This window comes from Xanthomonas sp. NCPPB 3218, assembly GCF_056725185.1.
In genome coordinates, this window is record NZ_CM161516.1 from 1878043 (window position 1) to 1901015 (window position 22973).

Genomic DNA, 22973 nt, shown 5'->3' on the forward strand with positions numbered 1-22973 from the left:
CGGATGCTAGCATTCGACGATGGCTTTGAATCCCGACAGCCCTTTGGGCAAATTGATGGCAACCCTGCCGCAGACCGGCCAGGTGACCTGGATCGGCGTGCGCCCGGCGCGCGACGTGGACATGATCGAGGTGGACGCGGCGCAGGCCACCACCGGCATCGGCCTGGTCGGCGACCGCTACAAGGGCGGTAGCGGCAAGCGTGGCGTGACCCTGATCCAGGCCGAGCATCTGCCGGTGATCGCAGCGCTGGCCGGTCATACAGAAATTGCGCCGGCCACCTTGCGTCGCAACCTGGTGGTGTCCGGCATCCCGCTGATCGCCTTGAAGGGGCGGCGCTTCCGCATCGGCGATGTCGAGCTGGAAGGCACCGACCCCTGCGATCCGTGCTCGCGCATGGAAGACGCACTGGGCGCGGGCGGCTACAACGCCATGCGCGGCCATGGCGGCTTGTGCGCGCGCATCCTGCGTGGCGGCGTGCTGCGCATCGGCGATACGGTGCAGGCGCTATGAGCCGCGGTCATTGCATCCTGTCGCATGGCTTCGAAAGCGGCCCGGATGCGCTGAAGGTCACCGCCCTGGCCGATGTCGCCGGGCAGCTGGGCTGGACCCACGAGCGCCCCGACTACACCGATCTGGACGCACGCCGCGAGGTCAGTTCGCTCGGCGACGTGCAGGGCCGGCTGCAACGCCTGCTGGAGATCGCGCGGGCGGCGGCCGACAAGGGCCCGCTGGTGCTGGTCGGCTCCAGCCTGGGCTCGTACATCGCCGCGCAGGTGTCGTTGCAGGTGCCCACGCGCGGGCTGTTCCTGATGGTGCCGCCGACCCGGATGGGGCCGTTGCCGGCACTGGATGCGGCGCGCGTGCCGATTTCCATCGTGCATGCCTGGCGCGATGAATTGATCCCGGCCGGCGAGGTGATCGCCTGGGCGCAGGCGCGGCATGCGCGCTTGCTGCTGGTCGACGACGAACACCGGCTGGCGTCGCATGTGGATGCGTCGGCGCGTGCCTTCGCCGAACTGTTGCAGAGCCTGTGATGCGCAATGGTCTGAAGGCGTGCGGGCTGCGGGGCCTGCGATGAACGTGCTGATTCGCGAAGCCAGCGATGGCGATGCTGCGGCGATCGAGCTGCTGACGATGGTCGCGTTCATGCGCGACGAACATAGCCGCCACGACGAGCAGCATGTGATCGCCGCCTTGCGCAACGACGGCGCGCTGGCGCTGTCGCTGGTGGCCGACCACGACGGGTATGTGGTCGGGCACCTGGCGGTGTCGCCGGTGTCGCTGTCGGACGATTCGCCTGGCTGGTATGCGTTGGGGCCGCTGGCGATCGGGCCGGGGCATCAGCGCCAGGGACTGGGCACGCGCCTGGTGCAGGCGGCGCTGGGCAGCTTGCGCGAGCGTGGCGCCGCCGGTTGCCTGGCATTGGGCGAGCCGGACTTTTTCCGGCGTCTGGGCTTTGCGGTGGAACCGGGGCTGGTGTTGCCCGGCGTGCCGGCATCCGAGCTGCAGGCGCTGGCGTTCGGCGACCGTCTGCTGCCGCTGGCCGATGTCGCCTATCACCCGGTCTTCGGGCTGGGTTGAGTCCAGCCGTTGGCGACCGCTTGGCGTGATCCACGCCAGGCACTGGGTCGGCAGGGGACGGTTTTCGCGGGCTTGAGGACGCGGGGACGCCGGATCCCGCCAATCGCGTACTAGCGAGCGCTCGCCGCGGTTTCCGGGGGCGCCTGGAGGTCGGCGAGGTGCTGGCCTGCAAGAGCGTGAACCGCCATGAACGCCGGTGCTCGCCATGCTGGGCTTGACCGCGGCCACGCCTGCGATTTGGCCTGGCTCGCAGGCTGACCTACACTTTGCCGCATTGCCCACTGTCTGAGGATTGGTCCAATGCGCCATTGATGCCGCCGTCGTGATGACGGCCTTACCCGCTGCCGGTCCGGCTGGATCGGTGCGTGTGCTGGCATGCAATGGAGACCCGTATGACCTGTCCGTCGCTGACGCTGGAAAGCGTTGCGTATGTGCTGCCCGATGGCAGCCCGCTATTTTCCGATCTGACCCTCTACATCGACCAACGTGCCACCGGCCTGGTCGGGCGCAATGGCGTGGGCAAGAGCGTGCTTGCGCGCCTGCTGGCCGGCGAGGTGCTGCCCAGCGCAGGGCGTTACGTGCGCAACGGCAGCGTGCATTACCTGCCGCAGCGCGTGCGCGTGGCGCCGGGGCAGAGCATTGCCGAACTGGCCGGTGTCGCGCCGCTGCTGGATGCGCTGGACCGTATCGCCGCCGGCAGCGTTGCGCCCGCCGATTTTGAACTGGTCGGCGAGCGCTGGACCGCCCATGCGCAATTTGCCGCAGAACTTGAACGACAAGGTCTGGGTGGGCGCGATCAGCGTGCACCGGCCGCGCAGCTCAGCGGCGGCGAAGCGACGCGCGTGGCACTGGCCGGTGCGTTTCTGACCCGGCCGGACCTGTTGATTCTGGACGAGCCCAGCAATCACCTGGATGGCCCGCAACGGCAGCGGCTGATGGATCAGTTACTGGCGTGGAGCGGTGGCTTGCTGGTGATCAGCCACGACCGCGACCTGCTCGATGCGATGCAGCGCATCGTTGAATTGTCCGCGCAGGGGCTGCGCAGCTACGGCGGCAATTACACGTTCTATGCACAGCAGCGCGCCATCGAACAGCAGGCGGCCAGCGCGTTGCTGGCCCAGCGCAGACAGGCGCGTGCGCGCGGCGAGCAGGCGCTGCGCGAACAGCAGCAGCGTCAACAGCAACGCCAGGCACGCGGCGCGCGTGCTGCAGGGCAGGCCAACCAGGCCGCGATCCTGCTCGGCGCGCAGAAGCAGCGCAGCGAGCTCAGCGCGGGGCGGCTGCAACAGCAACGCCAGGCCGAACAGGCGCGGCTGAGCGAGGCTGTGGTGCAGGCTGCAGCGCTGGTGCAGGACGACCCCACGATCGCGCTCCTGGCGCCGACATCGCCCGCCGGCGTATCGCGGCAGCTGGCCACGCTGCAGCAGGTGGAGCTGGCCGACGGACGGCTGGGCGGGCGGCAGGTGGATCTGCTGCTGCATGGGCAGCCGCGGATCGGCCTGGTCGGCCCCAATGGCAGCGGCAAGTCGTCGTTGCTGCAGCTGCTGGCCGGGCGCCTGCAACCCAGCGCGGGGCGTTGCCAGGTGCATGTGCCGGTGGCGTACCTGGATCAGCACCTGGGGCTGCTGGATCCGGCGCGCTCGGCCGCTGCGCAGCTGCAGGATGCAGACCCGGACGCGCCAGCCCACGCGCAGCGGCTGCGCCTGGCGCTGCTGGGCCTGGAGCAGCAGCGTGCCGACCTGCCCACCGGCCAGCTCAGCGGCGGCCAACGGCTCAAGGCGGCGCTGGCATGTGCGCTGTACCGGGCGCAGCCGGCGCAACTGCTGTTGCTGGACGAGCCGACCAACCACCTGGACCTGGCCGCGGTGGAAGCGATCGAGGCGCTGCTGCGCAGCTACCAGGGGGCGCTGATCGTCGCCTCGCACGATGCCGCCTTCCTGCAGCGGCTGGGCCTGCAGCAGCGCCTGGAGACTGCGCAGCCGCAGTGGCGGCTGGCGCCGTGGTGAACCGCGCGGCGGGCGATCCGGCCGGCGGGCTGGTAAAGCCGGCTCCGATGGCCGACCATTTGCGCCCCGCCCGCGGCGGCCACGGCTTTGCCCTCCCGGGCGCCGGCCCAGCGTCCTGCTCCCACGCTCGCCCCCACGGCCAGCGTCTCCATCGATACCTGCCTACGTGAAATTCTTCGCATCCTGTGCCAAGGGCCTGGAATACCTGCTTGCCGACGAGCTGCTGTCGCTCGGGGCCAGCAAGGCCACCGCCACCATCTCCGGCGTCAACGTCGAAGGCGACCTGCGCGACGCGCAGCGCGCCGTGCTGTGGTCGCGCCTGGCCAGCCGCGTGTTGTGGCCGCTGAGCGAATTCGATTGCCCGGACGAGGACGCGCTGTATGCCGGCGTGGCCGAATTGCCGTGGGACGAGCACCTGTCCGTCGGCCACACGCTGTCGGTGGACGCGCATGTCTCCGGCACCGCGATCACGCATGCCCGTTACGCGGCGCAGCGGATCAAGGACGCGGTGGTCGACACCATGCGCCGGCAGGGCCTGGAGCGTCCATCGGTGGATGTGGACAGCCCGGATCTGCGTTTGAACCTGTCGCTGCGCAAGGGCCGCGCCACCATTTCGGTGGATCTGGGCGGCGGCCCGCTGCACCGGCGTGGTTGGCGCATGGCGCAGAACGATGCGCCGCTCAAGGAGAATCTGGCTGCGGCGGTGTTGCTGCGCGCCGGTTGGCCGCGCGCCTACGCCGATGGCGGCGGCCTGCTGGATCCGATGTGCGGCAGCGGCACCCTGCTGATCGAAGGCGCGCTGATGGCCGCCGACGTGGCGCCCGGCCTGCAGCGCTATGGCAGCGATCTCCCCAGCCGCTGGCGCGGCTTCGACCGCGAGGGCTGGCAGCAACTGGTGGGCGAAGCGCGCGAGCGCGACAGTCTCGGCCGCGCCGCGCTCCGGCAGGTGATCCACGGCAGCGACATGGACCCGCATGCGATCCGCGCCGCGAAAGAAAATGCGCAAGTGGCTGGCGTGGCCGAGGCGATCTGGTTCGGCGTGCGCGAGGTGGGCGACCTGCAGACCCCGCCGCAGGCCACCGGCGTGGTGGTGTGCAATCCGCCTTACGACGAACGTCTGGCCGCCGATGCGGCGCTGTATCGCCGCCTGGGCGATACCCTGCAGCGCGCCGTGCCGCAATGGCGGGCCAGCCTGCTGTGCGGCAACGCCGAGCTGGCGTATGCCACCGGCCTGCGCGCGGGCAAGAAATACCAGCTGTTCAATGGCGCGATCGAGTGCGCGTTGATCGTCTGCGACCCGATCGCGGTGCCGCGGCGCACCCCGCTGGCGGCGCCGACCGCGCTCAGCGAGGGCGCGCAGATGGTCGCCAACCGCCTGCGCAAGAACCTGCAGAAGTTCAAGAAGTGGCGCGCACGCGAAGGCATCGAATGCTTCCGCGTCTACGACGCCGATCTGCCGGAATACTCGGCCGCCATCGACGTGTACCAGCAAGCCGATGGCGATCGCCGCGTGTTTCTGCATGTGCAGGAATACGCGGCGCCGGCGACGATTCCGGAAGCCGACGTGCGCCGCCGTCTGGGCGAACTGCTGGCCGCCGCACGCGAGGTGTTCGAGGTGCCGGGCGAACGCGTGGCGCTCAAATCACGCGAGCGCGGCAAGGGCGGCAGCAAGTACGGCCGCTTCGAGCAGCGCAACGAGTTCATCAACGTGCGCGAGCATGGCGCGCTGCTGCGGGTGAATTTGTTCGATTACCTGGATACCGGCCTGTTCCTGGATCATCGCCCGTTGCGCGGCACCATGGCCATGCAATCGAAGGGGCGGCGCTTCCTCAACCTGTTCTGCTACACCGGCGTGGCCAGCGTGGAAGCGGCGGTGGCCGGCGCGAGCTCGACCACCAGCGTGGACCTGTCCGGCACCTATCTGCAGTGGTGCGCCGACAACCTGGCCCTGAACGGGCAGGCCGGCAGCAAGCACAAGCTGGTGCAGGCCGACGCGCTGGCCTGGCTGGAAGCCGAGCGCGCGCATTTCGACGTGATCTTCTGCGACCCGCCGACCTTCTCCAACTCCGCACGCGCCGAAGACTTCGACATCCAGCGCGAGCATGTGCGGCTGTTACGCGCGGCAGTGGCGCGCCTGGCGCCGGGTGGGGTGCTGTATTTCTCCAACAACTTCCGCCGCTTCAAGCTCGACGAGGAACTGGTGGCCGAGTTTGCGCAGTGCGAAGAAATCAGCCCGCGCACCATCGACCCGGATTTCGAGCGGCATGCGCGCATCCATCGCGCCTGGCGATTGACCGCCTGAGGAAGTGGCCCGGTGACGCCTGGCCGGGCAGCGCGCGCAGGGCGCGCGCGGGATTGCCGCGCCCGTTGCGCTGACGTGCGCCGTGTCACCGGTGGCGCCCGATCCCGATCGCGCAGGCGCAGGCGCGTCCGCGCAGGCGAGGGCGGGGCGGCTAGCCAACAAGCCCACCACAGCGCTGCGGTATGCTGATTCGCATGCTCTGGAGTCAACGATGACCGCACCACCCCGGATTGCCTTTCTCGCCAGTCACGCCGAGCCGGCGGTGACCGCGCGCGCGCGTCTTGTGCAGCGCTATGGCGATCATGCGCTGGACACCGCCGACATCGTCTGCGCCCTGGGCGGGGACGGCTTCATGCTGCAGACCCTGCACCGGCACGGCGCTGCCAGCAAGCCGGTGTTCGGCATGAAGCTGGGCTCGGTCGGGTTTCTGATGAACCAGTACCGCGACGACGAGGACGACCTGCTCGCGCGTCTGCAACGTGCCGAACCGGCGCACCTGCGCCCGCTGGAAATGCAGGTGCAGACCGAGTCCGGTGCCAGCACGGTGTCGCTGGCCTACAACGAGGTCTCGCTGCTGCGCCAGACCCGCCAAGCCGCGCACCTGAGCGTGGATCTCAATGGCCAGACCCGCATCGCCGAGCTGATCGGCGACGGTGTCATGGTCGCCACGCCAGCCGGCAGCACCGCCTACAACTATTCCGCGCACGGGCCGATCCTGCCGCTGGGCTCGCACACGCTGGCACTGACGCCGATCGCCCCGTATCGCCCGCGCCGCTGGCGTGGCGCGATCCTCAAGGCCGACACCGAAGTGTGCTTCCGCGTGCTGGACCCGTACAAGCGCCCGGTCAGCGTCACCGCCGACTCGCACGAGATCCGCGACGTGGTCGAAGTGACCATCCGCGAATCCACCCAGCGCCAGGTGACGCTGCTGTTCGATCCCGAACACAATCTGGAAGAACGCATCTTCAGCGAACAGTTTGCGGTTTGAGGAGCGGGGATTGGGGAGTGGGGATTCGGGATTTGCAACGGCAGCAGCGTGCCACGTCGTCTTTAGAACGCGCGCACGCGCTACGATGCTGCGCAGATGGGCGATCAAATCCCGACCCAGTTTCTGCTTTAAACCAATCCCCAATCTCCACTTCCGAATCCCCGCCCCAATGACCGATAACTCCCCAAGACTCCTGACCGTCGCAGTGACCTCGCGCGCGCTGTTCGATCTCGAAGAAGGCCACGCGCTGTTCGAGGCCGATGGCGTGGAGGCGTATTCGGCGTTCCAGCGCGAGCATGAGGACGACATCCTGGAGCCGGGCGTGGCCTTTCCGGTGGTGCGCAAGCTGCTGGCGCTCAACCACGATGTGCCCGAAGAAACCCCGCGTGTGGAAGTGATCCTGCTGTCGCGCAATTCCGCCGACACCGGGCTGCGCATCTTCAATTCGATCCAGCACTACAACCTGGGCATCGTGCGGGCGACCTTCACCTCGGGTCAGCCGACCTGGCCGTACGTGAAGCCGTTCGGCACCGACCTGTTCCTCTCGGCCAACCCGGAGTCGGTACGGCGTGCGCTCACCCATGGCATTGCGGCGGCGACCATCATGCCGCGCGCGCCGGGCGAACGCGCCGAGGCCGCCGCGGCGATCGTGGACAACGACGAAAGCCGCCTGTCGACGCAGCTGCGCATCGCCTTCGACGGCGATGCGGTGATCTTCGGCGACGAGAGCGAACGCATCTCGCGCGAGCAGGGCGTGGAGGCATTCGGGCGCCACGAGCGCGAACGAGCGCGCGAGCCGTTGTCGGTGGGGCCGTTCCGCAATTTCCTGTCGGCGCTGCATACGCTGCAGGCGGCATTCCCGCCGGGCGAGGCCTCGCCGATCCGCACCGCGCTGGTCACCGCGCGCTCGGCGCCGGCGCACGAACGGGTGATCCGCACCCTGCGCGAGTGGGGCGTGCGTCTGGACGAGGCGCTGTTCCTCGGCGGGCGCCACAAGGGGCCGTTCCTGGAGGCGTTTGGCGCGGACATCTTCTTCGACGACTCGCAGCACAACATCGACAGTGCGCGCCAACATCAGCACGTGGCGGCCGGCCATGTACCGCATGGCGTGGCCAACGATCTGCCGGGCAGGTGAGCGAGGCACCGAAGCCGGCCGGACGCGCCGCGCTGCGCTCCAGCTGGTGCCAGCTGGAGTTGTACTTCGCCGACGACACCGTGCAGACCCGCATGTCGCGCTGGGCACCGTACCGGCTGATGCTGCCGTATACGCGCGGCATGCTGGCGGCGCTGTGGCTGCAGCCGCGGCCCGAACGCATCGGTCTGATCGGCTTCGGCGGCGGCGCGCAGGCCAAGTTCTGCCACCGCTATCTGCGCAGCACGCGTATCGAGGCGGTGGACGCCGATGCGCAGGTGCTGGCGTTGCGCGATGCGTTTGGCGTGCCGCGCGACGATGCGCGGCTTGAGGTTACGCACGGCGACGGTGCGCAATGGATCGGCACGCGTGCCGGGCGCTACGACCTGTTGCTGCTGGATGCCTACGATGCCGATGGCATCCCACCGGCGTTGTGCACGCCCGAGTTCTACGCCGCTTGCCGCGCTGCGCTGACGCCCGGCGGTGTGCTGGCGCTGAACCTGTTCCAGGTGCCGCTGGCCGGGCATCTGGCCGCGCTGCGCGAGGTGTTCGATGGGCGGGTGCTGCTGTTGCCCGAGCCGGATCCGCGCAACCAGCTGCTGTATGCCTGGGACGGCAAACGCACGCCGGGCACTGCGGAGCAGGCGCTGGCGCCGTTACCGTGGCCGGCGCGCCGGCAACTGCGGCCGTCGATGCTGCGGCTGCAGGCAGCGTGGATGGAGCGGGCCTGGCGGTTTTCGTAAGCCGCTGTCCGGCGCGCGGCGTCAGCCTGCGAAGGAGAACACTTCGACCGCGCTCGCAGGCGCGCGGTCATGGGGGCAGCGGAGTTTCCGCATCTGCCAGCGGCAGTTGGATATCGGTCAGCCGCCAGCGCAGCCCTTGGCGGGTCAGCACGAACACCACCGGCGCTCCGGTCGCGGTGCGGGTGGTGGCGGTGAAGCGGCGGGTGGATTCGAAGCGCTGCTCGGCGCCTTGCAGCGGACGCGCTGGCGCCGGGGCCGCATAGGTGTCCGGGCTGACGGTGGTGCCGGTGACGCGATTCCACACGCTATGGCCTTGCAGCAGCGCGCCAATGCCCAGCGGCGTCACCAGCGTGTCCACGCCGGCACCGCTGATACCGCTGGCGAGCTGCAGGGCGAACCCGCCGAGCAGGCTCGATTGCATGCGGCTGCCGGCCTGGCGGACCAGGTAATCGTCCAGCTGCGCCTTGAGGTTGACCCGCAGGCTGGGGAAATCCACATGGCGTTCCAGCTGCGCGGCGTCGCGATTGGCGACGGCCTGGCTGATGCCGCGAATGGCCAGGTACGGGCCTGCAACCACATAGCTGACAAGCAGCAGCACGGCCAGTACGGGCAACAGCAACCAGCGTTTGTTCATGGTGTGCAGTCCATCGCGGTGGTTGGTGCAAGACGCAGCGATGCACAGCGCCGGGCAGCGAGAGATCGCTCCGGTATGCCGATCGCCGGCGCCGCGTCGATGGCCGTCGGCGCCGCGCGATCCATCAAAATTCCAGATCCAGCGCGGCGCACAGATAATCGACGAACGGCGCCAGCACCACCAGGTCGGCCTCGATGGTCTGACGCAGGCGCGGGCCGGTCATGACGGCATCGTCGAGATGACGCAGGTACGCCCAGTTGCGATGCTTGAGATCGTCGATGAACTCGAACTCGTTGGGAAAGCCGCGCGGTGCGCGCACCAGTTTCTCGCTGTCGTCCAGCGCGAACTTGCGGCGCAGTCTGGGTTCGTAGGCGGCCGCTTTCCAGTTGGCGGGATTGTCGAAAATGAACTGGCGCAGCTTGCGCTGGGTGTCCGGCTCCGGATGCCACAGCCCGGCACCGACGAAGCTTTCGCCCGGCTGCAGATGGATGTAGAACGACGGCGCCGGCACCTGGCGGCGGCGCTCATGGAACAGGCGCGCGCCCTGCCAGTTCTTGTACGGCGACTTGTCGTTGGAAAAACGCGCATCGCGGTAGATGCGAAACAGCGAGCCGCCCTGGGTCTTGGGGTCGGCGCGATAGTGCTCGCTGACCTCGGCCAGGGCCGGCTGCAGGTCGGTGATGAGCTGCAGGAACGGCTGGCGCACATGCGCCTCGTACTGATGCCGGTGATCGTTGAACCAGGTCTTGTCGTTGTGGCGCGCCAGTGCGCGCAGGAACTTGAAACTGGCGTCGGAAAAATAGGTGGTCATAGCGTGCGTTGGAGGTCCAAACCCCAGGCGGCGAGCTGATCGAGCAGGGACTGCTTGGTAGCATCGTCGGGGTGAGCAAGCCGTAAATCCGCGATCTGCGCATGGAATTGATCGAGCGTGAGCTCGCCCAGGCCACGGTCGTCGAGCAGGCGTTGGCGGCGGTAGACGTTCCAGCGTTCCTGCTCTTCGAACGACAGCGTCTGCGGCCAGTTGCGCGCGCGGTAGCGGAACAGCAACTCGACCAGGCGCGGGTCGCGAAAGCGCGACTCCAGCGCGCCCAGTTCGGCCGGCGCACTGGCGCGCACCTGCGCCAGCAGGCGCTTGTCGCCTTCGGCCAGGAAGCCGTCGTAGAGCGAGGCATCGGCATCGTTGACCGCCGGCGCGGCAGCGCGCTCGTTGCCGTACACCTGGCGCACTTTTTCGGCCAGCTCAGGGCCGAGCTCGCGCAGGCGTGCAGCCTTGGCCAGCACCGCGTCGTGGTCGATGCCCAGGCGCTGGAAATCCGCTGCGCGCAGATGCTGCCAGGCCACCAGCGCCGGCGACTTGTTCAAGTGCACTTCCTTGAGCGGAATGCGCTGCTCGCCTTCGGGCAGGTCGGCGGCGCGGATATACAGCCGGTCGGCGATCTCGTCCGGGCTCAGGCGCAACAGCACTTCAGGGTCGCCATCCAGATCGAACACGATCACGCGGCTGTCGATGCGCGGATGGCGCGTCAACGGAAGCACCGCGGCGGCGCACATGCGCGAGGCGGGATAGCGCTGCGAGATATGCAGCACCGGCTGCATCGCGATGACGTCCAGCAGCGTCGCCGCAAAGCGCTTGTCGCGCAGGCGCAGTGCGTAGTCCCACAACTTGGGTTGATGTTGCTGGAACCTGCGCGCCATGCCGATGGTGGCGTACACGTCCGACAGCGCCTCGTGCGCGTCGCCTTCGCGCACTGCGTTGGCATCGGCCAGGTGTTCGAGCTTGAACGAGGTGGCGCCGTCTTCGCGCTGCGGCCAGACGATGCCGTCCGGGCGCAGCGCATGCACCAGCCGCAACACGTCGAGCAGGTCCCAGCGCGAATTGCCGCCGCGCCACTCGCGCTCGTACGGGTCGTAGAAATTGCGGAACAGCCCGCAGCGCACGAACTCGTCGTCGAAGCGGATCGAGTTGTAGCCCAGCGTGCAGGTCTGCGGCCGGCTCATCTGCTCGGAGATGCGCGCGAACGCTTCGGCCTCGCTCACGCCTTCGCGCAGTGCGTGCTGCGGGGTGATGCCGGTGACCATGGTCGCGTACGGCGAGGGCAGCAGATCGTCGGCCGGTTGCACATAGAAACTGATCGGCTCTTCGATCACGCGCAGTTGCGCATCGGTACGCACCGCGGCGAACTGTGCGATGCGCGTGCGGCGTGGATCCTGGCCGAAGGTTTCCAGGTCGTAGAAGAGAAAGCTGTCAGGCATGCCGTATAAAATCCAGATCCGCGGCGCGCTGCGCAGGGCGCCGCCAGTGCTGCCTAGTATCTCTTATCCGCGTATACGCCTGCTGACGCCGGCCTGTGCGGGTGGATCAGTGCGCGCCTTCCAGCGGCTGCAGGCGCGTATGCACGACCGCCTCCAGCGCGGCCCAGTCGATACGCGACAGGTCGCTGTGCCCGCGCGTGGCCTCGACCAGGATCTGGCGCTGGATCTCGCTGCGCGCCAGGGCGATCGAGTAGCGCGTGCGCAGGAAGGTCACCATCGTGTAATGCGGCACGAAACGGGTGGGCCAGCGCGCCTGCAATTGCTGTTCGAGCGCACGTTGCAGCAGGAAATCGGGATCGTCGACGCGGTCGCGCATCTCCAGGTAATTCTCCAGCGCCATCTGCTGGATCGCTGCGGCGTCGTCATGGCGTGCGGCCTGGAACGCGGCAAACGCAGTTTCCAGATCCTCGTGCGCATCCAACTGCTCTGCCAGCGCCACGCAATCTTCGAACGCGCAGTTCATGCCCTGGCCGTGGAACGGCACCATCGCGTGCGCGGCGTCGCCGATCAGCAGTGCGCGGCCGCCCAGATGCCAGCGGTCCAGGGTGAGGGTGCCGAGCAGGCCGGGTGGATGTTCTTCCCAATGCTCCTTGAGTTGCGGGATCAGCGGCAGGGCATCGGGAAAATCACGCGCAAACAGGGCCAGCGCTTCGTCGCCGGTACGCGTGGTGGCAAAGCTGGGCTCGCCGGCGTTGGGCAGGAATAGCGTGACGGTGAAGGTGCCGCCGTCGTTGGGCAGCGCGATGCACATATAGCGCCCGCGCGGCCAGATGTGCAGCGCATTGCCTTCGATGCGGAAACCGCCACCGGGCAATGGCGGAATTTCCAGCTCCTTGTAGGAGTGATCGAGGAATTCGGTGCGCTCACCCAGCGGCGACTTGCGCTGCATCGCCGCGCGCAACGCCGAGCCGGCGCCATCGCTGCCGATCAGGCTCTGGAAGTGGATTTCGTGCGGCTGGTCGTCGCGGTCGTCGATGAAGCGCGCATAGCCGGCATCGAAGTCCACCGTGTGCAGGCGGCGATAGAAATGCACGCGCGCGCCAGCCTGTTCGGCCAGATCGAGCAGTGCGACATTCAATGCGGCGCGGTGGATCGACCAGATCACCTCGCTGTCGTCGCGTCCATAGCGTTGCAGCTGCGGTTCGCCGATCAACGGATGCACCATGCGCCCGCGCATCATCACCGCCTTGGCCATCACTGCGTCTTCTGCACCGGCCTGACGCAGCGCATGGCGGCCGCGCTCGGCCAGCGCCAGGTTGATCGAGCGGCCGGACTCGTAGCCCTTGATGCGCGGATCGCCGCGGCGCTCGTAGACGGTGACCTGCCAGCCGCGACGCGACAGCAGGATGGCTAGCAGGCAACCGGCCAGGCCAGCGCCGATCAAAGTCAGGGAACGGGGAGAGACTGCGCTCAATGCGGTATCCGGCAGCGGCCGGACGCAAGTGCCGGCGAAGGGGGAGAACGGGGATGGCTGGTAACGGCACCTGCCGCGATCAGCCAGGTGCGGGTTCGGAGTGTACGTGCGCGTGTGCCGGTTCCGGCCCACGCACCGATCTGGTCGATGGCACAGTCTGTGCCGTGCGTACTCAGGCGCTGGCCCAGGTTTCCACCTGTTCGACCAACCGATGCAGATCGCTGAAGCGGTTGTACAGCGGCACCGGTGCGATGCGGATCACGTCCGGCTCGCGCCAGTCGCCGAGCACGCCGACCGACTGCAGGTACTCGAACAGCGAGCGCCCCTGCGCGCGGCCACCGGCCACCCGCAACGACAACTGGCAGCCGCGTTGCGCCGGCTCGGCCGGGGTGATGATCTGCAGCACCTGCGGCACGCGGGCGTGGATCAGCTGTTCCAGGTGCCCGGTGAGTTGTTCGGACTTGGCGCGCAGCGCCGGCATGCCGGCCTGATCGAACAGCTCCAGCGACGCACGCAGCGGCGCCAGCGCCAGCACCGGCGGATTGCTCAGCTGCCAGCCTTCGGCGCCAGGCGAGGGCACGAACTGCGGCTGCATGCGGAAGCGGCTCTGCTGCTCATGTCCCCACCAACCGGCCATGCGCGGCAGGTCGCTGTTGGCATGGCGTGCGTGCACGAAACAGCCACCCACCGCGCCGGGGCCGGCGTTGAGATATTTGTAGTGGCACCACACCGCAAAATCCGCGCCGTCGTCGTGCAGCGTCAACGCGATATTGCCGACCGCATGCGCCAGGTCGAAACCCACCATCGCGCCCTGCGCGCGTGCCAGCCGCACGATTTCGCCCAGCTCGAAGGCCTGGCCGGTGCGGTACTGGATGCCGGGCCACAGCACCAGCGCCAGCCGCGGACCGTGCCGTGCGATGGCATCGGCGATCGCCGCCATCGATACCGTGCCATAGGGTTGGTCGGCTTCCACTTCGATCAGCTGCGTGGCCGGATCCAGCCCATGCAGGCGCAGTTGCGATTCCACCGCATGGCGGTCGGACGGAAACGCGCCGGCTTCGATCAGGATGGCGCCACGCTCGGGCGTGGGCCGGTAGAAGCTGGCCATCATCAGATGCAGGTTGACGCTCAGCGTGTTCATCGCGACCACCTCGCCGGGCTGCGCGCCGACCACGCGCGCCAGGCCATCGCGCACCAGCTGGTGATAGGTCAGCCACTGGGTGGGACCGGTGAAGTGGCCTTCCACCGCGAGCGCGCCCCACTGGTCGAGCACTTCGGCCACCATCGCGCGCGCGCCGCGCGGCTGCAGGCCCAGCGAATTGCCGACGAAATAGGTCTGGTCCTGGCCGGCATGCTGCGGGAACACGAAGTCATCGCGCAGGTGGCGCAGCGGGTCGGCGGCGTCCAGGGCAACGGCATGGGCGCGGGACAGCAGGTCGGTCATGATCACGGCTCGCAACGCAGGTCAGTGACGCAGTTTACCCGCCGGCACCGTGTGCGCCGTCATGCGCGGCCGCTGGCTCGGCTGCAGCGCTGGTCGAGGCTGGCCGGGCAGGGCGCAGTAGATGCGTCAAGGTGCCGATACTGTCGGTGATGCGGTCGATGGTGTCGGCCAGTGCGGCGGTGGCGGGCGAGCCGTCGGGCAGGGCGGCCAATGCATCGGACAGCTGGCGCTCGGCGCTGCGCAAGGTGGCCGCGGCGGGAATGCCGCCGTCGACCAGGCAGGCGATCAGCTCGGACAATGCCTGGTCGGCCTGTTGCGCGAAGGCGGGCAGCGCTTCCAGCGCAGGCAGGAGATGGCCGTCGCGCAGCACCGCCTCCAGCGACAGGGTGGCGCGGATCAGCCGGTTGCCGTTGGCCAGCAACGATTCGGCGAGTTTGAGCTCGTGCAGATTGCGTCGGCTGCGTGGCTCGCCGCGCAGGCGTTCAATCGAGGCCTGCGCGTTGGTGCGCGCCACGCGTGCGGCAGCGCGGGTGTCGCCCAGATCGTCCATCCTGCCGAGCAGCAGATTGCGCAGATGATCGCGATAGGCGCTCAGCAACTGTGCCAGTGACGCGCGGATATGCCGGCGCTCGCGCGTGGGCCGCACCGCGTAGGCGATCAACGCCCATGCACTGCCGGCGACCGTGGCCTGCAGACGCGCACCGATGGCCTCGCCCGGTGCCACGCCTTCGAAGGACAGCAGCAGCACCAGCATGCCGGTCAGAAACGCCACGCCGATGCCGTAATTCACCTGCGTCAGCAGGCGGAAGCCCAGGCAGAACAGCGCCAGCAACGCCAGGCGGACGCTGGCGCCGTCCATCGCCAGGTGCGCCAGCAAGGTCGCCACCAGCAGGCCGACGAAGGTGCCGGCCACGCGCAAGGCGCCGAAGCTGAAAGTGCCGCCGAAATCCGGCTTGAGCACGATGGCGGTGGTCATCGGAATCCAGAAGCCGTGCGGGATCTGCTGCCAGCGCTGGAAGGCGATCGCCAGCGCCAGGCACACGCCGCAACGCAAGGCATGCCGGAACGCCACCGAGGACAGATCCAGGTTCGCGCGCAGCGTGGCCCAGGTCGCCGCGGGCCTGAGTGCCGCCGGCAGGCGCGCTTCGGCCAGCTGCGCCTGGATCTCGCCACGGCTGCTGGCCCAATGCGCGTTGCGGATCAGGGCGCGCAGCTGGCCGCCCAGGCCTTGCGCGCGCGCCACCGCCACCCGCACCAGCCGGCGCTCGCGGGTATCGGCGTTGTCGTGCTGGAACTGCGCCAGTGCGGCGACCAAATCGTCGAAGCCGGTCATCGAGGCATTGGCGGCGAGCGGGTCTTCGCCCACCGTCATCGCATGCGCGAGCTGTTCCAGCACGATGGCGCTGCGTTCGAGCACGCGCTCGATCGCCGGGCGCGCCTGCGAGTCGGTCAGGCGGGTATCGACATCGGCCAGCGACAGCAGCTCGAGCCGTACGCGCTCGCACAGCTCGGCGATGATGCGGAAGCTCTGCACGGCGATCGCGCGCGAGCGATGCTCGCCATGCAGCATCACCATCGCATCGAGCACTTCCTGGGTGGCCGGTGGCGGGGCGCTGGCTTCCGGACGCTGGCGTGCGATGCCGGCCAGTTGACGCATCAGGTCGGCCAGCGCGAAGCGCTCCGGGCGATAGCGTTGCAATGGCCAGGCCGCCAGTGCCAGCACTACCTGGAGCAGGCCGCCGGCGAAGATCAATGCCGCCACGCCCGCGGCCTGCTGCACCGGCAGGCGCATGTCGGCGCTGACCACCAGCAGGATCATGCTGGTCAGCCCCACCCGCGCTGCCACCGGGCCCAGTGCCACCAGCAAGCCGCCGCCAAGACCGAGCAGCAACCCGGCGATCACCAATGCCGGCGTGTTGTGGCCGACCCAGATGCCGAGCAACGCAGCCAGGCCCGCTGCCAGCGCGGCCATCAGCATGCGTTGCAGGCGCGCGCGATACGGGCCGGGCTGGTCGGTGAACATGGTGTTGAGCGCGCCGGTACATACGGCCAGACCGGCGGCGACGTGCCCGGTGGCCACACCGACCGCCAGCGGCAGCACCACCGCGGCGGTGTTGCGCAGCGCAACGCGCAATGGCACGTCGCGCGGCTTGAGGTCGATCAGCGTGCGCAGCATGGCATGGGGTTCAATGCGGACGCACGGCGCGGCTGCGGCGCGTGCACACGCTCGACACACGGCGCGCTGCACACAGCTGCTGCATCGTCATTGCGTTGCGCGGCATTGCGAGGGCGCGGCGGCGCGCCGATGGCCACCGCCGAGCGAATGCGCCCGAAGACCTGTGCGACGCGTGTCTGGAATTGCCCCGGCCATCGCCACTCATGCCTCGACAGTGGCATAGCGCTCCGGCGCAGGATGCAGATGCCCGCACTGGCTGCAGGTGCGCAGCGCGAGCGAACGATAGAAATGATCGAACACCGGCGGAAAATCCGTTTCGATGTCCTGCAGCGGAAACATCGCCTCGTACAGTTTGTGATTGCACTGCGGGCAATACCACTGCAGGCCGTCCTGCTCGTTGGGCAAGCGCTCGCGTTCGATCACCAGGCCGATCGAGCCGGCCGCGCGTTGCGGCGAATGCGGCACCTTCGGCGGCAGCAGGAAGATCTCGCCGGCGCGGATCGGGATGTCGCGTGCCACGCCTTCGTCCTGCACCTTCAGCACCATCTCGCCTTCGAGCTGGAAGAACCACTCCGGGCCTTCGTCGTAGTGATAGTCGGTGCGCGCATTCGGCCCACCGACGATCATGATGATGAAGCCGTCCTGCTGGATGCATTTGTTGCCCACCGGTGGCTTGAGCAGGTGGCGGTGTTGCTCGATCCAGGCTTGCAGGTTGATCGGCGGGACCAGCATCGACGTTCCTCGGCAAAGAAGACGTCCAGCATAGCCAACCGACGGCGCCGATGAGCGCCGCGGCTGGATGGCGTGCGGGTGCGGCTCAGCGTTCGGCGTGATCGGCCTGGATGCGCGCCAGTGCGGCGTCGTAGCGTTCCTGCAGCAGCTCCGGGCGGTCGATCGACATGCCCAGGTCGTGCGCACGTCCGTCGCGCAGGCTGTAGACCCAGCCATGCACCTGCAGTGCCTGGCCGCGGTCCCAGGCGTCGCGCACGATGGTGGTGCGGCACACATTGACCACCTGTTCGAGCACGTTGAGCTCGCACAGGCGCGCGTGCTGAACCGGCAGGTCGCCCGCGTCGTGCAGGCAGGCCTCGTGCTTGTCGGCCACATCGGTGACATGGCGGATCCAGTTGTCGACCAGGCCCATGCGCTTCTGGGTCAGGCTGGCGAACACGCCGCCGCAGCCGTAATGGCCGACCACCAGGATGTGCTTGACCTTGAGCACGTCGACGGCGAACTGGATCACCGACAGGCAGTTCAGGTCGGTGTGCACCACCACGTTGGCGATATTGCGGTGGACGAACACCTCGCCCGGGGCCATGTCGATGATCTGGTTGGCCGGCACGCGCGAGTCCGAGCAGCCGATCCACAGGTATTCGGGCGTCTGCTGGGTGGACAGCTTGGAGAAGAATTCCGGGTCCTCGCGGCGGATGCGCTCGGACCAGGCACGGTTGTTTTCAAGCAAATGGTTGAGCTCGTTCATGCGCGCAGTATTCCAGAGGAAGGAGGGCAGTGTGTGATCGACAGATGAGCGAGAAGCGGTGTTGCAGAAATCGGGGGTGTGCCGCGCCGCTCAGACCGCGCGGTCGCGTACAAGCAGGGCATCGCGCATCAGCGACGCCACCTCGCGGGAGTCGGCCGATGCCTGTTGCTGCAATGCATCGCTCACGGCCGCCACATTAGCGGCCGGATGGTTCTGGCTGAGCTTGAAGGTCAGCTCGATGCGGCTGGGAACGAAGCGGAAGCCGACCAGGCCGCGTAACTGGCGGCGGTGCCTGTCGCGTTCCATCTCGAACAGCCAGTCGCTGCCGACGCGTTGTTCGAAGTGGGTGCTCATGCGGCCGATCAGCTCGCCCAGCGCCGCCTCATCGCTCACCTGCTCGCAGCGTCCATGCAGATGCGCCACGGCGTAGTTCCAGGTCGGCACGCGTGCGGCCGCTTCCTTGTCCGGATACCAGCTGGGCGACACATAGGCATGCGGACCCTGCACCACCAGTACCGCTTCGCCGGGGCTACGTGCCTGCGGATTTGGGCGCGCCCAGTGGCCTTCGATGACCACGGATTGCGCATCGCGTCGGTACAGCACCGGCAGATGCGAGATCGCCGGCTGTCCGTCCTCGCCGTGGCTGATCATGGTGACGAACGGGTCGCGCGCGATCAGCCAGTCCAGCAAGGCCAGATCGGTCTGCGCGAACGCGCGTGGGGCGTACATGTCAGGCGCGACCGCCCAGGGTCAGCACCATGCGTTCGCGCAGGTCCGCATCGTCGTCGCCACGCGGCGGCGAGACCTCATCGAGCGAGAAGCCACGCATCAGCGCGTCTTCTTCGTCCAGCCCGTCGAGCGCGACGAATTCGGCATCGAACAAGGCCGCGCGGGCGCTGTCTTCGCTGTCGTAGGGCAGGATCTTGCCGTCGCTGTCCAGGACTTCGGCGGTACCGGCCTGCTTCACGCGCAGGCGCGCCCAGATCAGCGTGCGGCCGATCGTGGCCAGCCACCACGAATCGTGGTCGTCATGTGCGGTGTCTTGCGGTGTATTCATGGCATTACCTTGGAAAGCAGGCCGAGCAGGGCTGCCATGCCCAGGCCGAAAAAGATGGTCAGCAGCGACAGCCAGGCCGGCGTGGCCAGGCCGGACAGCGCACCGTCGCGATGGCTGCGGTAGCGCCGCGCTAGCAACCAGCGCAGCGCCGCAGGACTGATGAAGGCCGGCTCGCCGAAGCTGGCCAGCGCCTCGGGATGTCGGTCGCGCAGGTGCACCAGCGTCAGCGGCCAGAAGATCAGCAAGGCGGTGAGGCCGGCAACGGCCACACCGACAAAACACAGCGCGAAGAACAGGGTCATGTGCCCGCCAGCATCAGTGCGAGTTGGGGAAGTGCTGCGCCGATCACCAGCGCAGTGATGGTCCACCATAACGGACGCACGGCGTGGATGATCGCCCTGCGTGCCGTGTCACCCTGCCACCAGGCGCTTGCACCGGGATGTGCGGCTGCCCGCTGCGCCAGTCGGACGCCGCGCACGCCGGCGATGTCGGCGCCCGGCAACGCCGCCGCGAAGGCCAGCAACTGCAGCGTGGCGGCCGCCAGCAGGCTCACATCAGAACTCGGCGCTGCCCGGCGCGCGCGGGTAGGGGATGGCGTCGCGGATATTGCTCAGCCCGCACACGTACACCACCAGGCGCTCGAAGCCCAAGCCGAAGCCGGCATGCGGCACCGAGCCGTAGCGGCGGAAATCGCGGTACCAGCTGTAGTGCTCCTGGTCCAGGCCGAATTGCGCCATGCGTGCATCCAGCACATCCAGGCGCTCTTCGCGCTGGCTGCCGCCGATGATCTCGCCGATGCCCGGCGCCAGCACGTCCATCGCCGCGACGGTCTTGCCGTCATCGTTCAGGCGCATGTAGAAGGCCTTGATGTGCTCGGGGTAGTTGGTCACCACCACCGGGCGGCCGATATGTTCCTCGGTCAGCCAGCGCTCGTGCTCGGTCTGCAGGTCCAGACCCCATTCGACCGGGAAGTCGAACTTCTTGCCCGAGTTCTGCAGCAGCTTCACCGCTTCGGTGTAGTCGATCTGCTCGAACGGGGCATTGATAAAGGCCTCGAGTTTGGCGATCGCGTTCTTGTCCACGCGCTCGGCCAGGAATGCCAGATCGTCGCCACGCTCATCGAGCACCGCGCGGAACAGATACTTGAGGAACTGCTCGGCCAGGCGCGCGTCTTCGGCCAGATCGGCAAAGGCGATTTCCGGCTCGATCATCCAGAATTCGGCCAGATGACGCGTGGTGTGGCTGTTCTCGGCGCGGAAGGTCGGGCCGAAGGTGTAGACCTTGCTCAGCGCCAGGCAGTAGGCCTCCACGTTGAGCTGGCCGGACACGGTCAGGAAGGTTTCCTTGCCGAAGAAGTCGCGGCTGAAATCCACCGCGCCGCTGGCATCGCGCGGCAGGTTGACCATGTCCAGCGTGGAGACGCGGAACATCTGCCCGGCGCCTTCGGCGTCGGAGGTGGTGATGATCGGGGTGCTGATCCAGTTGAAGCCGTTCTGGTGGAAGAAACGGTGCACCGCCTGCGCCAGGCAGTTGCGGATGCGGGTGACCGCGCCGAACAGGTTGGTGCGCGGGCGCAGGTGCGCCACTTCGCGCAGGAACTCCGGCGACATCGGCTTGGGCTGGATCGGGTAGGTCAGCGGGTCTTCGACCCAGCCGACGATCTCCACGCCGCTGGCCTGGATCTCGAACGACTGGCCCTTGCCCTGCGACTTCACCAGCACGCCCTTGGCGATCAGCGAGCAGCCGCTGGTCAGGCGCTTGATCTCGTCGAAGTTGGGCAGGGTGTCGTTGGCCACCACCTGGATCGGAGCGAAGCAGGAGCCATCGGTCACGTTGATGAAGGCCAGTCCGGCAGATCCGCGCAGCGTGCGCACCCACCCCCGTACCGTGACTTCGCCGCCTTCCGGGAGTTTTCCCGCAAGCGCATGTTCAACGCTGACCACCGTCATGACTTGTCCTCGCCGTAGCGACTTTGAATGGTCTGCGAGTTTACTGGCTGCGGGCGCGCCGGCGCGAGCATCTGAACCGCTTGCGGATGGTTGCGCTTGTCCAAGGCCGGACATGGCCCCATCTGGGGAACACGTCGTCGCAGCGGCTGCAGCCCCGGTGATTGCAGCCTCGCTATACTTGCCACCATCGTTTCCGGAGCACCCCCCATGGCCATCAGCCTCACCCCCGCCGCGCTGGAGCGCGTGCAGCGTTTCGTGCAGCAGACCCCGGGGACGCTGGGTCTGCGCTTTGGCGTGACCAAGACCGGTTGCTCGGGCTGGGGCCATGTCACCGACCTGGCGCGCGAGAAACGCGACGACGACGCGGTGTTCGAGCAGGAGGGCGTGCGCATCTTCGTCGACCCGGTCAGCCTGCCGCTGGTCGATGGCACCTGCATCGATTTCGGCAAGCACGGCCTGAGCGAGACCTTCACCTTCCGCAATCCCAACGCGACTGCCGAGTGCGGCTGCGGGGAAAGTTTCACGACCGAAGCCGAGCATCGCTGAGCCGGCCGGCGCGCGCTATTCCTTCTCCCACCGTGAGACGGTGCTCGAAGGGCGGATGAGGGTGTGGGGCGAAGCCTAGCGCGGTTAGACGTCACCAGTGGCTTCGCCGCGGACCCTCACCCCAACCCCCGCGCCCCGGCCCGCGCTTGCGGCGCGGGCGTTCCAATGCGCGCGCGCCAGTAGCGCGCAAGCGGTGCCTTATCGCCCCGGCGGGAGAGGGGCTTAAGCAGTCACCACGTAGATGTTACGTTCCTAGGCTCAGCCGCTGGCTCGGCTCAGTTGCGGCTAAGCGCTTGAACTGCCATACTTTCCTGCTTCCTGCCCGGTTCCGGGCGGGAATCCTTGCTCCACCGGCCGCCTTGCGCGGGTCACCGGGGAGCTGTCCGGCCCACGTGGCCACATCCGAAAGGTAATACAACATGAGTCGTCATTACGAAGTCGTGTTCCTGGTCCACCCGGATCAGAGCGAGCAGGTCCCGGCCATGATCGAGCGCTACAAGTCGCTGATCGAGGGCGGTAACGGCACCATCCACCGTCTGGAAGACTGGGGCCGTCGTCAGCTGGCCTACCCGATCCAGAACCTGGTGAAGGCGCACTACGTGCTGCTCAACATTGAAGTCGACCAGGCCGTGCTGAGCGAGCTGGTGGAAAGCTTCCGCTTCAACGATGCGGTGCTGCGTCACCTGGTCGTCAAGCGCGATGGCCCGGACACCGAGCAGTCGCTGATCATGAAGAGCAAGGACGAGAAGGGCGACAAGCCCGAGCGTAGCGAGCGTCGTCGTCGCGATGACGATGAGGGCGATGCTGCACCTGCCGCCACCGATACCGACGGCGACAACGCCGAAGCCGCTTAAGGAGCGCTGTCATGTCCAAGTTCTTCCGTCGTCGCAAGTTCTGCAAGTTCACCGCCGAGGGCGTGAAAGAGATCGATTACAAGGATCTCAACACCCTGCGTCAGTACCTCACCGAGAACGGCAAGATCGTGCCGAGCCGCGTGACCGGTACCAAGTCCAAGTACCAGCGTCAGCTGGCCACGGCCGTCAAGCGCTCGCGTTTCCTGGCGCTGATCCCGTACACGGACAATCACGACGTTTAATCCGAGTCATTGATGTGAGTTCCTCACAAGAGCCCGCACGGTTGTATGTGAGTCCCTCACAAGAGCCCGCACATCCATGTGCGGGTTATTAAAAATATAGAGGCCGGTCAT

The 22973-nt window shown here is 67.7% G+C and carries 25 protein-coding genes; 12 read left to right on the top strand and 13 right to left on the bottom strand.

Annotated elements, in window-relative coordinates; translation table 11 throughout:
- Nucleotides 1–19: 19 nt before the first annotated feature.
- The 9 genes from AC1PLS_RS08345 to AC1PLS_RS08385 all read left to right on the top strand — a co-directional run bounded on the left by AC1PLS_RS08345 (nt 20) and on the right by AC1PLS_RS08385 (nt 8753).
- Nucleotides 20–511, top strand: a complete 492-nt coding sequence (locus AC1PLS_RS08345; RefSeq protein ID WP_102252204.1) for an MOSC domain-containing protein — start codon at nt 20–22, stop codon at nt 509–511.
- Nucleotides 508–1035, top strand: coding sequence for an alpha/beta hydrolase (locus AC1PLS_RS08350; protein ID WP_024940678.1), 528 nt, complete (start codon nt 508–510; stop codon nt 1033–1035). The genes AC1PLS_RS08345 and AC1PLS_RS08350 overlap by 4 nt, the downstream gene beginning before the upstream one ends.
- Nucleotides 1036–1075: 40 nt before the next feature.
- Nucleotides 1076–1582: a GNAT family N-acetyltransferase gene (locus tag AC1PLS_RS08355; RefSeq protein ID WP_481104383.1), complete on the top strand. Its 507-nt coding sequence runs from the start codon at nt 1076–1078 to the stop codon at nt 1580–1582.
- Nucleotides 1583–1974: 392 nt separating this feature from the next.
- Complete coding sequence (locus AC1PLS_RS08360; protein WP_184434151.1) at nt 1975–3588, top strand: ABC-F family ATP-binding cassette domain-containing protein; 1614 nt, start codon at nt 1975–1977, stop codon at nt 3586–3588.
- The gene (locus AC1PLS_RS08365) at nt 3567–3758 is read left to right on the top strand and encodes a hypothetical protein (RefSeq protein WP_080689560.1); all 192 of its coding nucleotides are present in this window, start codon (nt 3567–3569) and stop codon (nt 3756–3758) included. Before AC1PLS_RS08360 ends, AC1PLS_RS08365 begins: the two co-directional genes overlap by 22 nt.
- On the top strand, nt 3755–5890 hold the full coding sequence (gene rlmKL, locus AC1PLS_RS08370; protein WP_024940675.1) for a bifunctional 23S rRNA (guanine(2069)-N(7))-methyltransferase RlmK/23S rRNA (guanine(2445)-N(2))-methyltransferase RlmL: 2136 nt from the start codon (nt 3755–3757) through the stop codon (nt 5888–5890). The genes AC1PLS_RS08365 and rlmKL overlap by 4 nt, the downstream gene beginning before the upstream one ends.
- Nucleotides 5891–6101: 211 nt before the next feature.
- A complete protein-coding gene (locus AC1PLS_RS08375; RefSeq protein WP_016902458.1) occupies nt 6102–6878 on the top strand; it encodes an NAD kinase in 777 nt (258 codons plus the stop codon).
- 169 nt (nt 6879–7047) lie between these two features.
- Nucleotides 7048–8013: a 5'-nucleotidase gene (locus AC1PLS_RS08380; RefSeq protein WP_184434153.1), complete on the top strand. Its 966-nt coding sequence runs from the start codon at nt 7048–7050 to the stop codon at nt 8011–8013.
- Nucleotides 8010–8753: a spermine/spermidine synthase domain-containing protein gene (locus tag AC1PLS_RS08385; protein ID WP_184434155.1), complete on the top strand. Its 744-nt coding sequence runs from the start codon at nt 8010–8012 to the stop codon at nt 8751–8753. Before AC1PLS_RS08380 ends, AC1PLS_RS08385 begins: the two co-directional genes overlap by 4 nt.
- Nucleotides 8754–8820: 67 nt before the next feature.
- On the opposite strand, the gene AC1PLS_RS08390 is transcribed toward AC1PLS_RS08385, so the two are convergent.
- From AC1PLS_RS08390 to asnS, 13 genes are all read right to left on the bottom strand, one after another.
- Nucleotides 8821–9387 (bottom strand): DUF2939 domain-containing protein, encoded by a 567-nt coding sequence (locus tag AC1PLS_RS08390; protein ID WP_039511763.1) that lies wholly within the window; start codon nt 9385–9387, stop codon nt 8821–8823.
- 124 nt (nt 9388–9511) lie between these two features.
- Nucleotides 9512–10198 (bottom strand): DUF2461 domain-containing protein, encoded by a 687-nt coding sequence (locus tag AC1PLS_RS08395; protein WP_024940671.1) that lies wholly within the window; start codon nt 10196–10198, stop codon nt 9512–9514.
- The gene (sbcB, locus tag AC1PLS_RS08400) at nt 10195–11640 is read right to left on the bottom strand and encodes an exodeoxyribonuclease I (RefSeq protein ID WP_016902452.1); all 1446 of its coding nucleotides are present in this window, start codon (nt 11638–11640) and stop codon (nt 10195–10197) included. The genes AC1PLS_RS08395 and sbcB overlap by 4 nt, the downstream gene beginning before the upstream one ends.
- A gap of 106 nt (nt 11641–11746) precedes the next feature.
- The gene (locus tag AC1PLS_RS08405; protein WP_184434158.1) at nt 11747–13114 is read right to left on the bottom strand and encodes an FAD-dependent oxidoreductase; all 1368 of its coding nucleotides are present in this window, start codon (nt 13112–13114) and stop codon (nt 11747–11749) included.
- A 172-nt stretch (nt 13115–13286) separates the two neighbouring features.
- Nucleotides 13287–14558: a kynureninase gene (kynU, locus tag AC1PLS_RS08410; protein WP_184434161.1), complete on the bottom strand. Its 1272-nt coding sequence runs from the start codon at nt 14556–14558 to the stop codon at nt 13287–13289.
- Nucleotides 14559–14592: 34 nt separating this feature from the next.
- Nucleotides 14593–16734 (bottom strand): FUSC family protein, encoded by a 2142-nt coding sequence (locus AC1PLS_RS08415; RefSeq protein WP_481104384.1) that lies wholly within the window; start codon nt 16732–16734, stop codon nt 14593–14595.
- Between the two features lie 201 nt (nt 16735–16935).
- Complete coding sequence (locus tag AC1PLS_RS08420; RefSeq protein ID WP_024939857.1) at nt 16936–17466, bottom strand: 3-hydroxyanthranilate 3,4-dioxygenase; 531 nt, start codon at nt 17464–17466, stop codon at nt 16936–16938.
- A gap of 85 nt (nt 17467–17551) precedes the next feature.
- Nucleotides 17552–18214, bottom strand: a complete 663-nt coding sequence (gene can / locus AC1PLS_RS08425) for a carbonate dehydratase (protein ID WP_016902447.1) — start codon at nt 18212–18214, stop codon at nt 17552–17554.
- A gap of 90 nt (nt 18215–18304) precedes the next feature.
- A complete protein-coding gene (locus AC1PLS_RS08430; RefSeq protein ID WP_184434167.1) occupies nt 18305–18943 on the bottom strand; it encodes an FMN-binding negative transcriptional regulator in 639 nt (212 codons plus the stop codon).
- Between the two features lies 1 nt (nt 18944).
- Nucleotides 18945–19271, bottom strand: coding sequence for a hypothetical protein (locus AC1PLS_RS08435; protein WP_024939855.1), 327 nt, complete (start codon nt 19269–19271; stop codon nt 18945–18947).
- Nucleotides 19268–19573, bottom strand: coding sequence for a hypothetical protein (locus AC1PLS_RS08440; RefSeq protein ID WP_065032404.1), 306 nt, complete (start codon nt 19571–19573; stop codon nt 19268–19270). Before AC1PLS_RS08440 ends, AC1PLS_RS08435 begins: the two co-directional genes overlap by 4 nt.
- Nucleotides 19570–19824 carry a hypothetical protein gene (locus AC1PLS_RS08445; protein WP_166771171.1) on the bottom strand — a complete coding sequence of 85 codons (255 nt, stop codon included), beginning with the start codon at nt 19822–19824 and terminating at the stop codon, nt 19570–19572. The genes AC1PLS_RS08440 and AC1PLS_RS08445 overlap by 4 nt, the downstream gene beginning before the upstream one ends.
- Before the next feature lies 1 nt (nt 19825).
- Nucleotides 19826–21220: an asparagine--tRNA ligase gene (gene asnS / locus AC1PLS_RS08450; protein WP_039511777.1), complete on the bottom strand. Its 1395-nt coding sequence runs from the start codon at nt 21218–21220 to the stop codon at nt 19826–19828.
- 207 nt (nt 21221–21427) lie between these two features.
- On the opposite strand from asnS, the gene AC1PLS_RS08455 reads away from it, so the two are divergent.
- From AC1PLS_RS08455 to rpsR, 3 genes are all read left to right on the top strand, one after another.
- Nucleotides 21428–21766: a HesB/IscA family protein gene (locus tag AC1PLS_RS08455; RefSeq protein ID WP_016904198.1), complete on the top strand. Its 339-nt coding sequence runs from the start codon at nt 21428–21430 to the stop codon at nt 21764–21766.
- A 419-nt stretch (nt 21767–22185) separates the two neighbouring features.
- A complete protein-coding gene (gene rpsF, locus AC1PLS_RS08460) occupies nt 22186–22620 on the top strand; it encodes a 30S ribosomal protein S6 (RefSeq protein WP_006451585.1) in 435 nt (144 codons plus the stop codon).
- Between the two features lie 11 nt (nt 22621–22631).
- Nucleotides 22632–22862 (top strand): 30S ribosomal protein S18, encoded by a 231-nt coding sequence (gene rpsR, locus AC1PLS_RS08465; RefSeq protein WP_005991243.1) that lies wholly within the window; start codon nt 22632–22634, stop codon nt 22860–22862.
- Nucleotides 22863–22973: the final 111 nt, after the last annotated feature.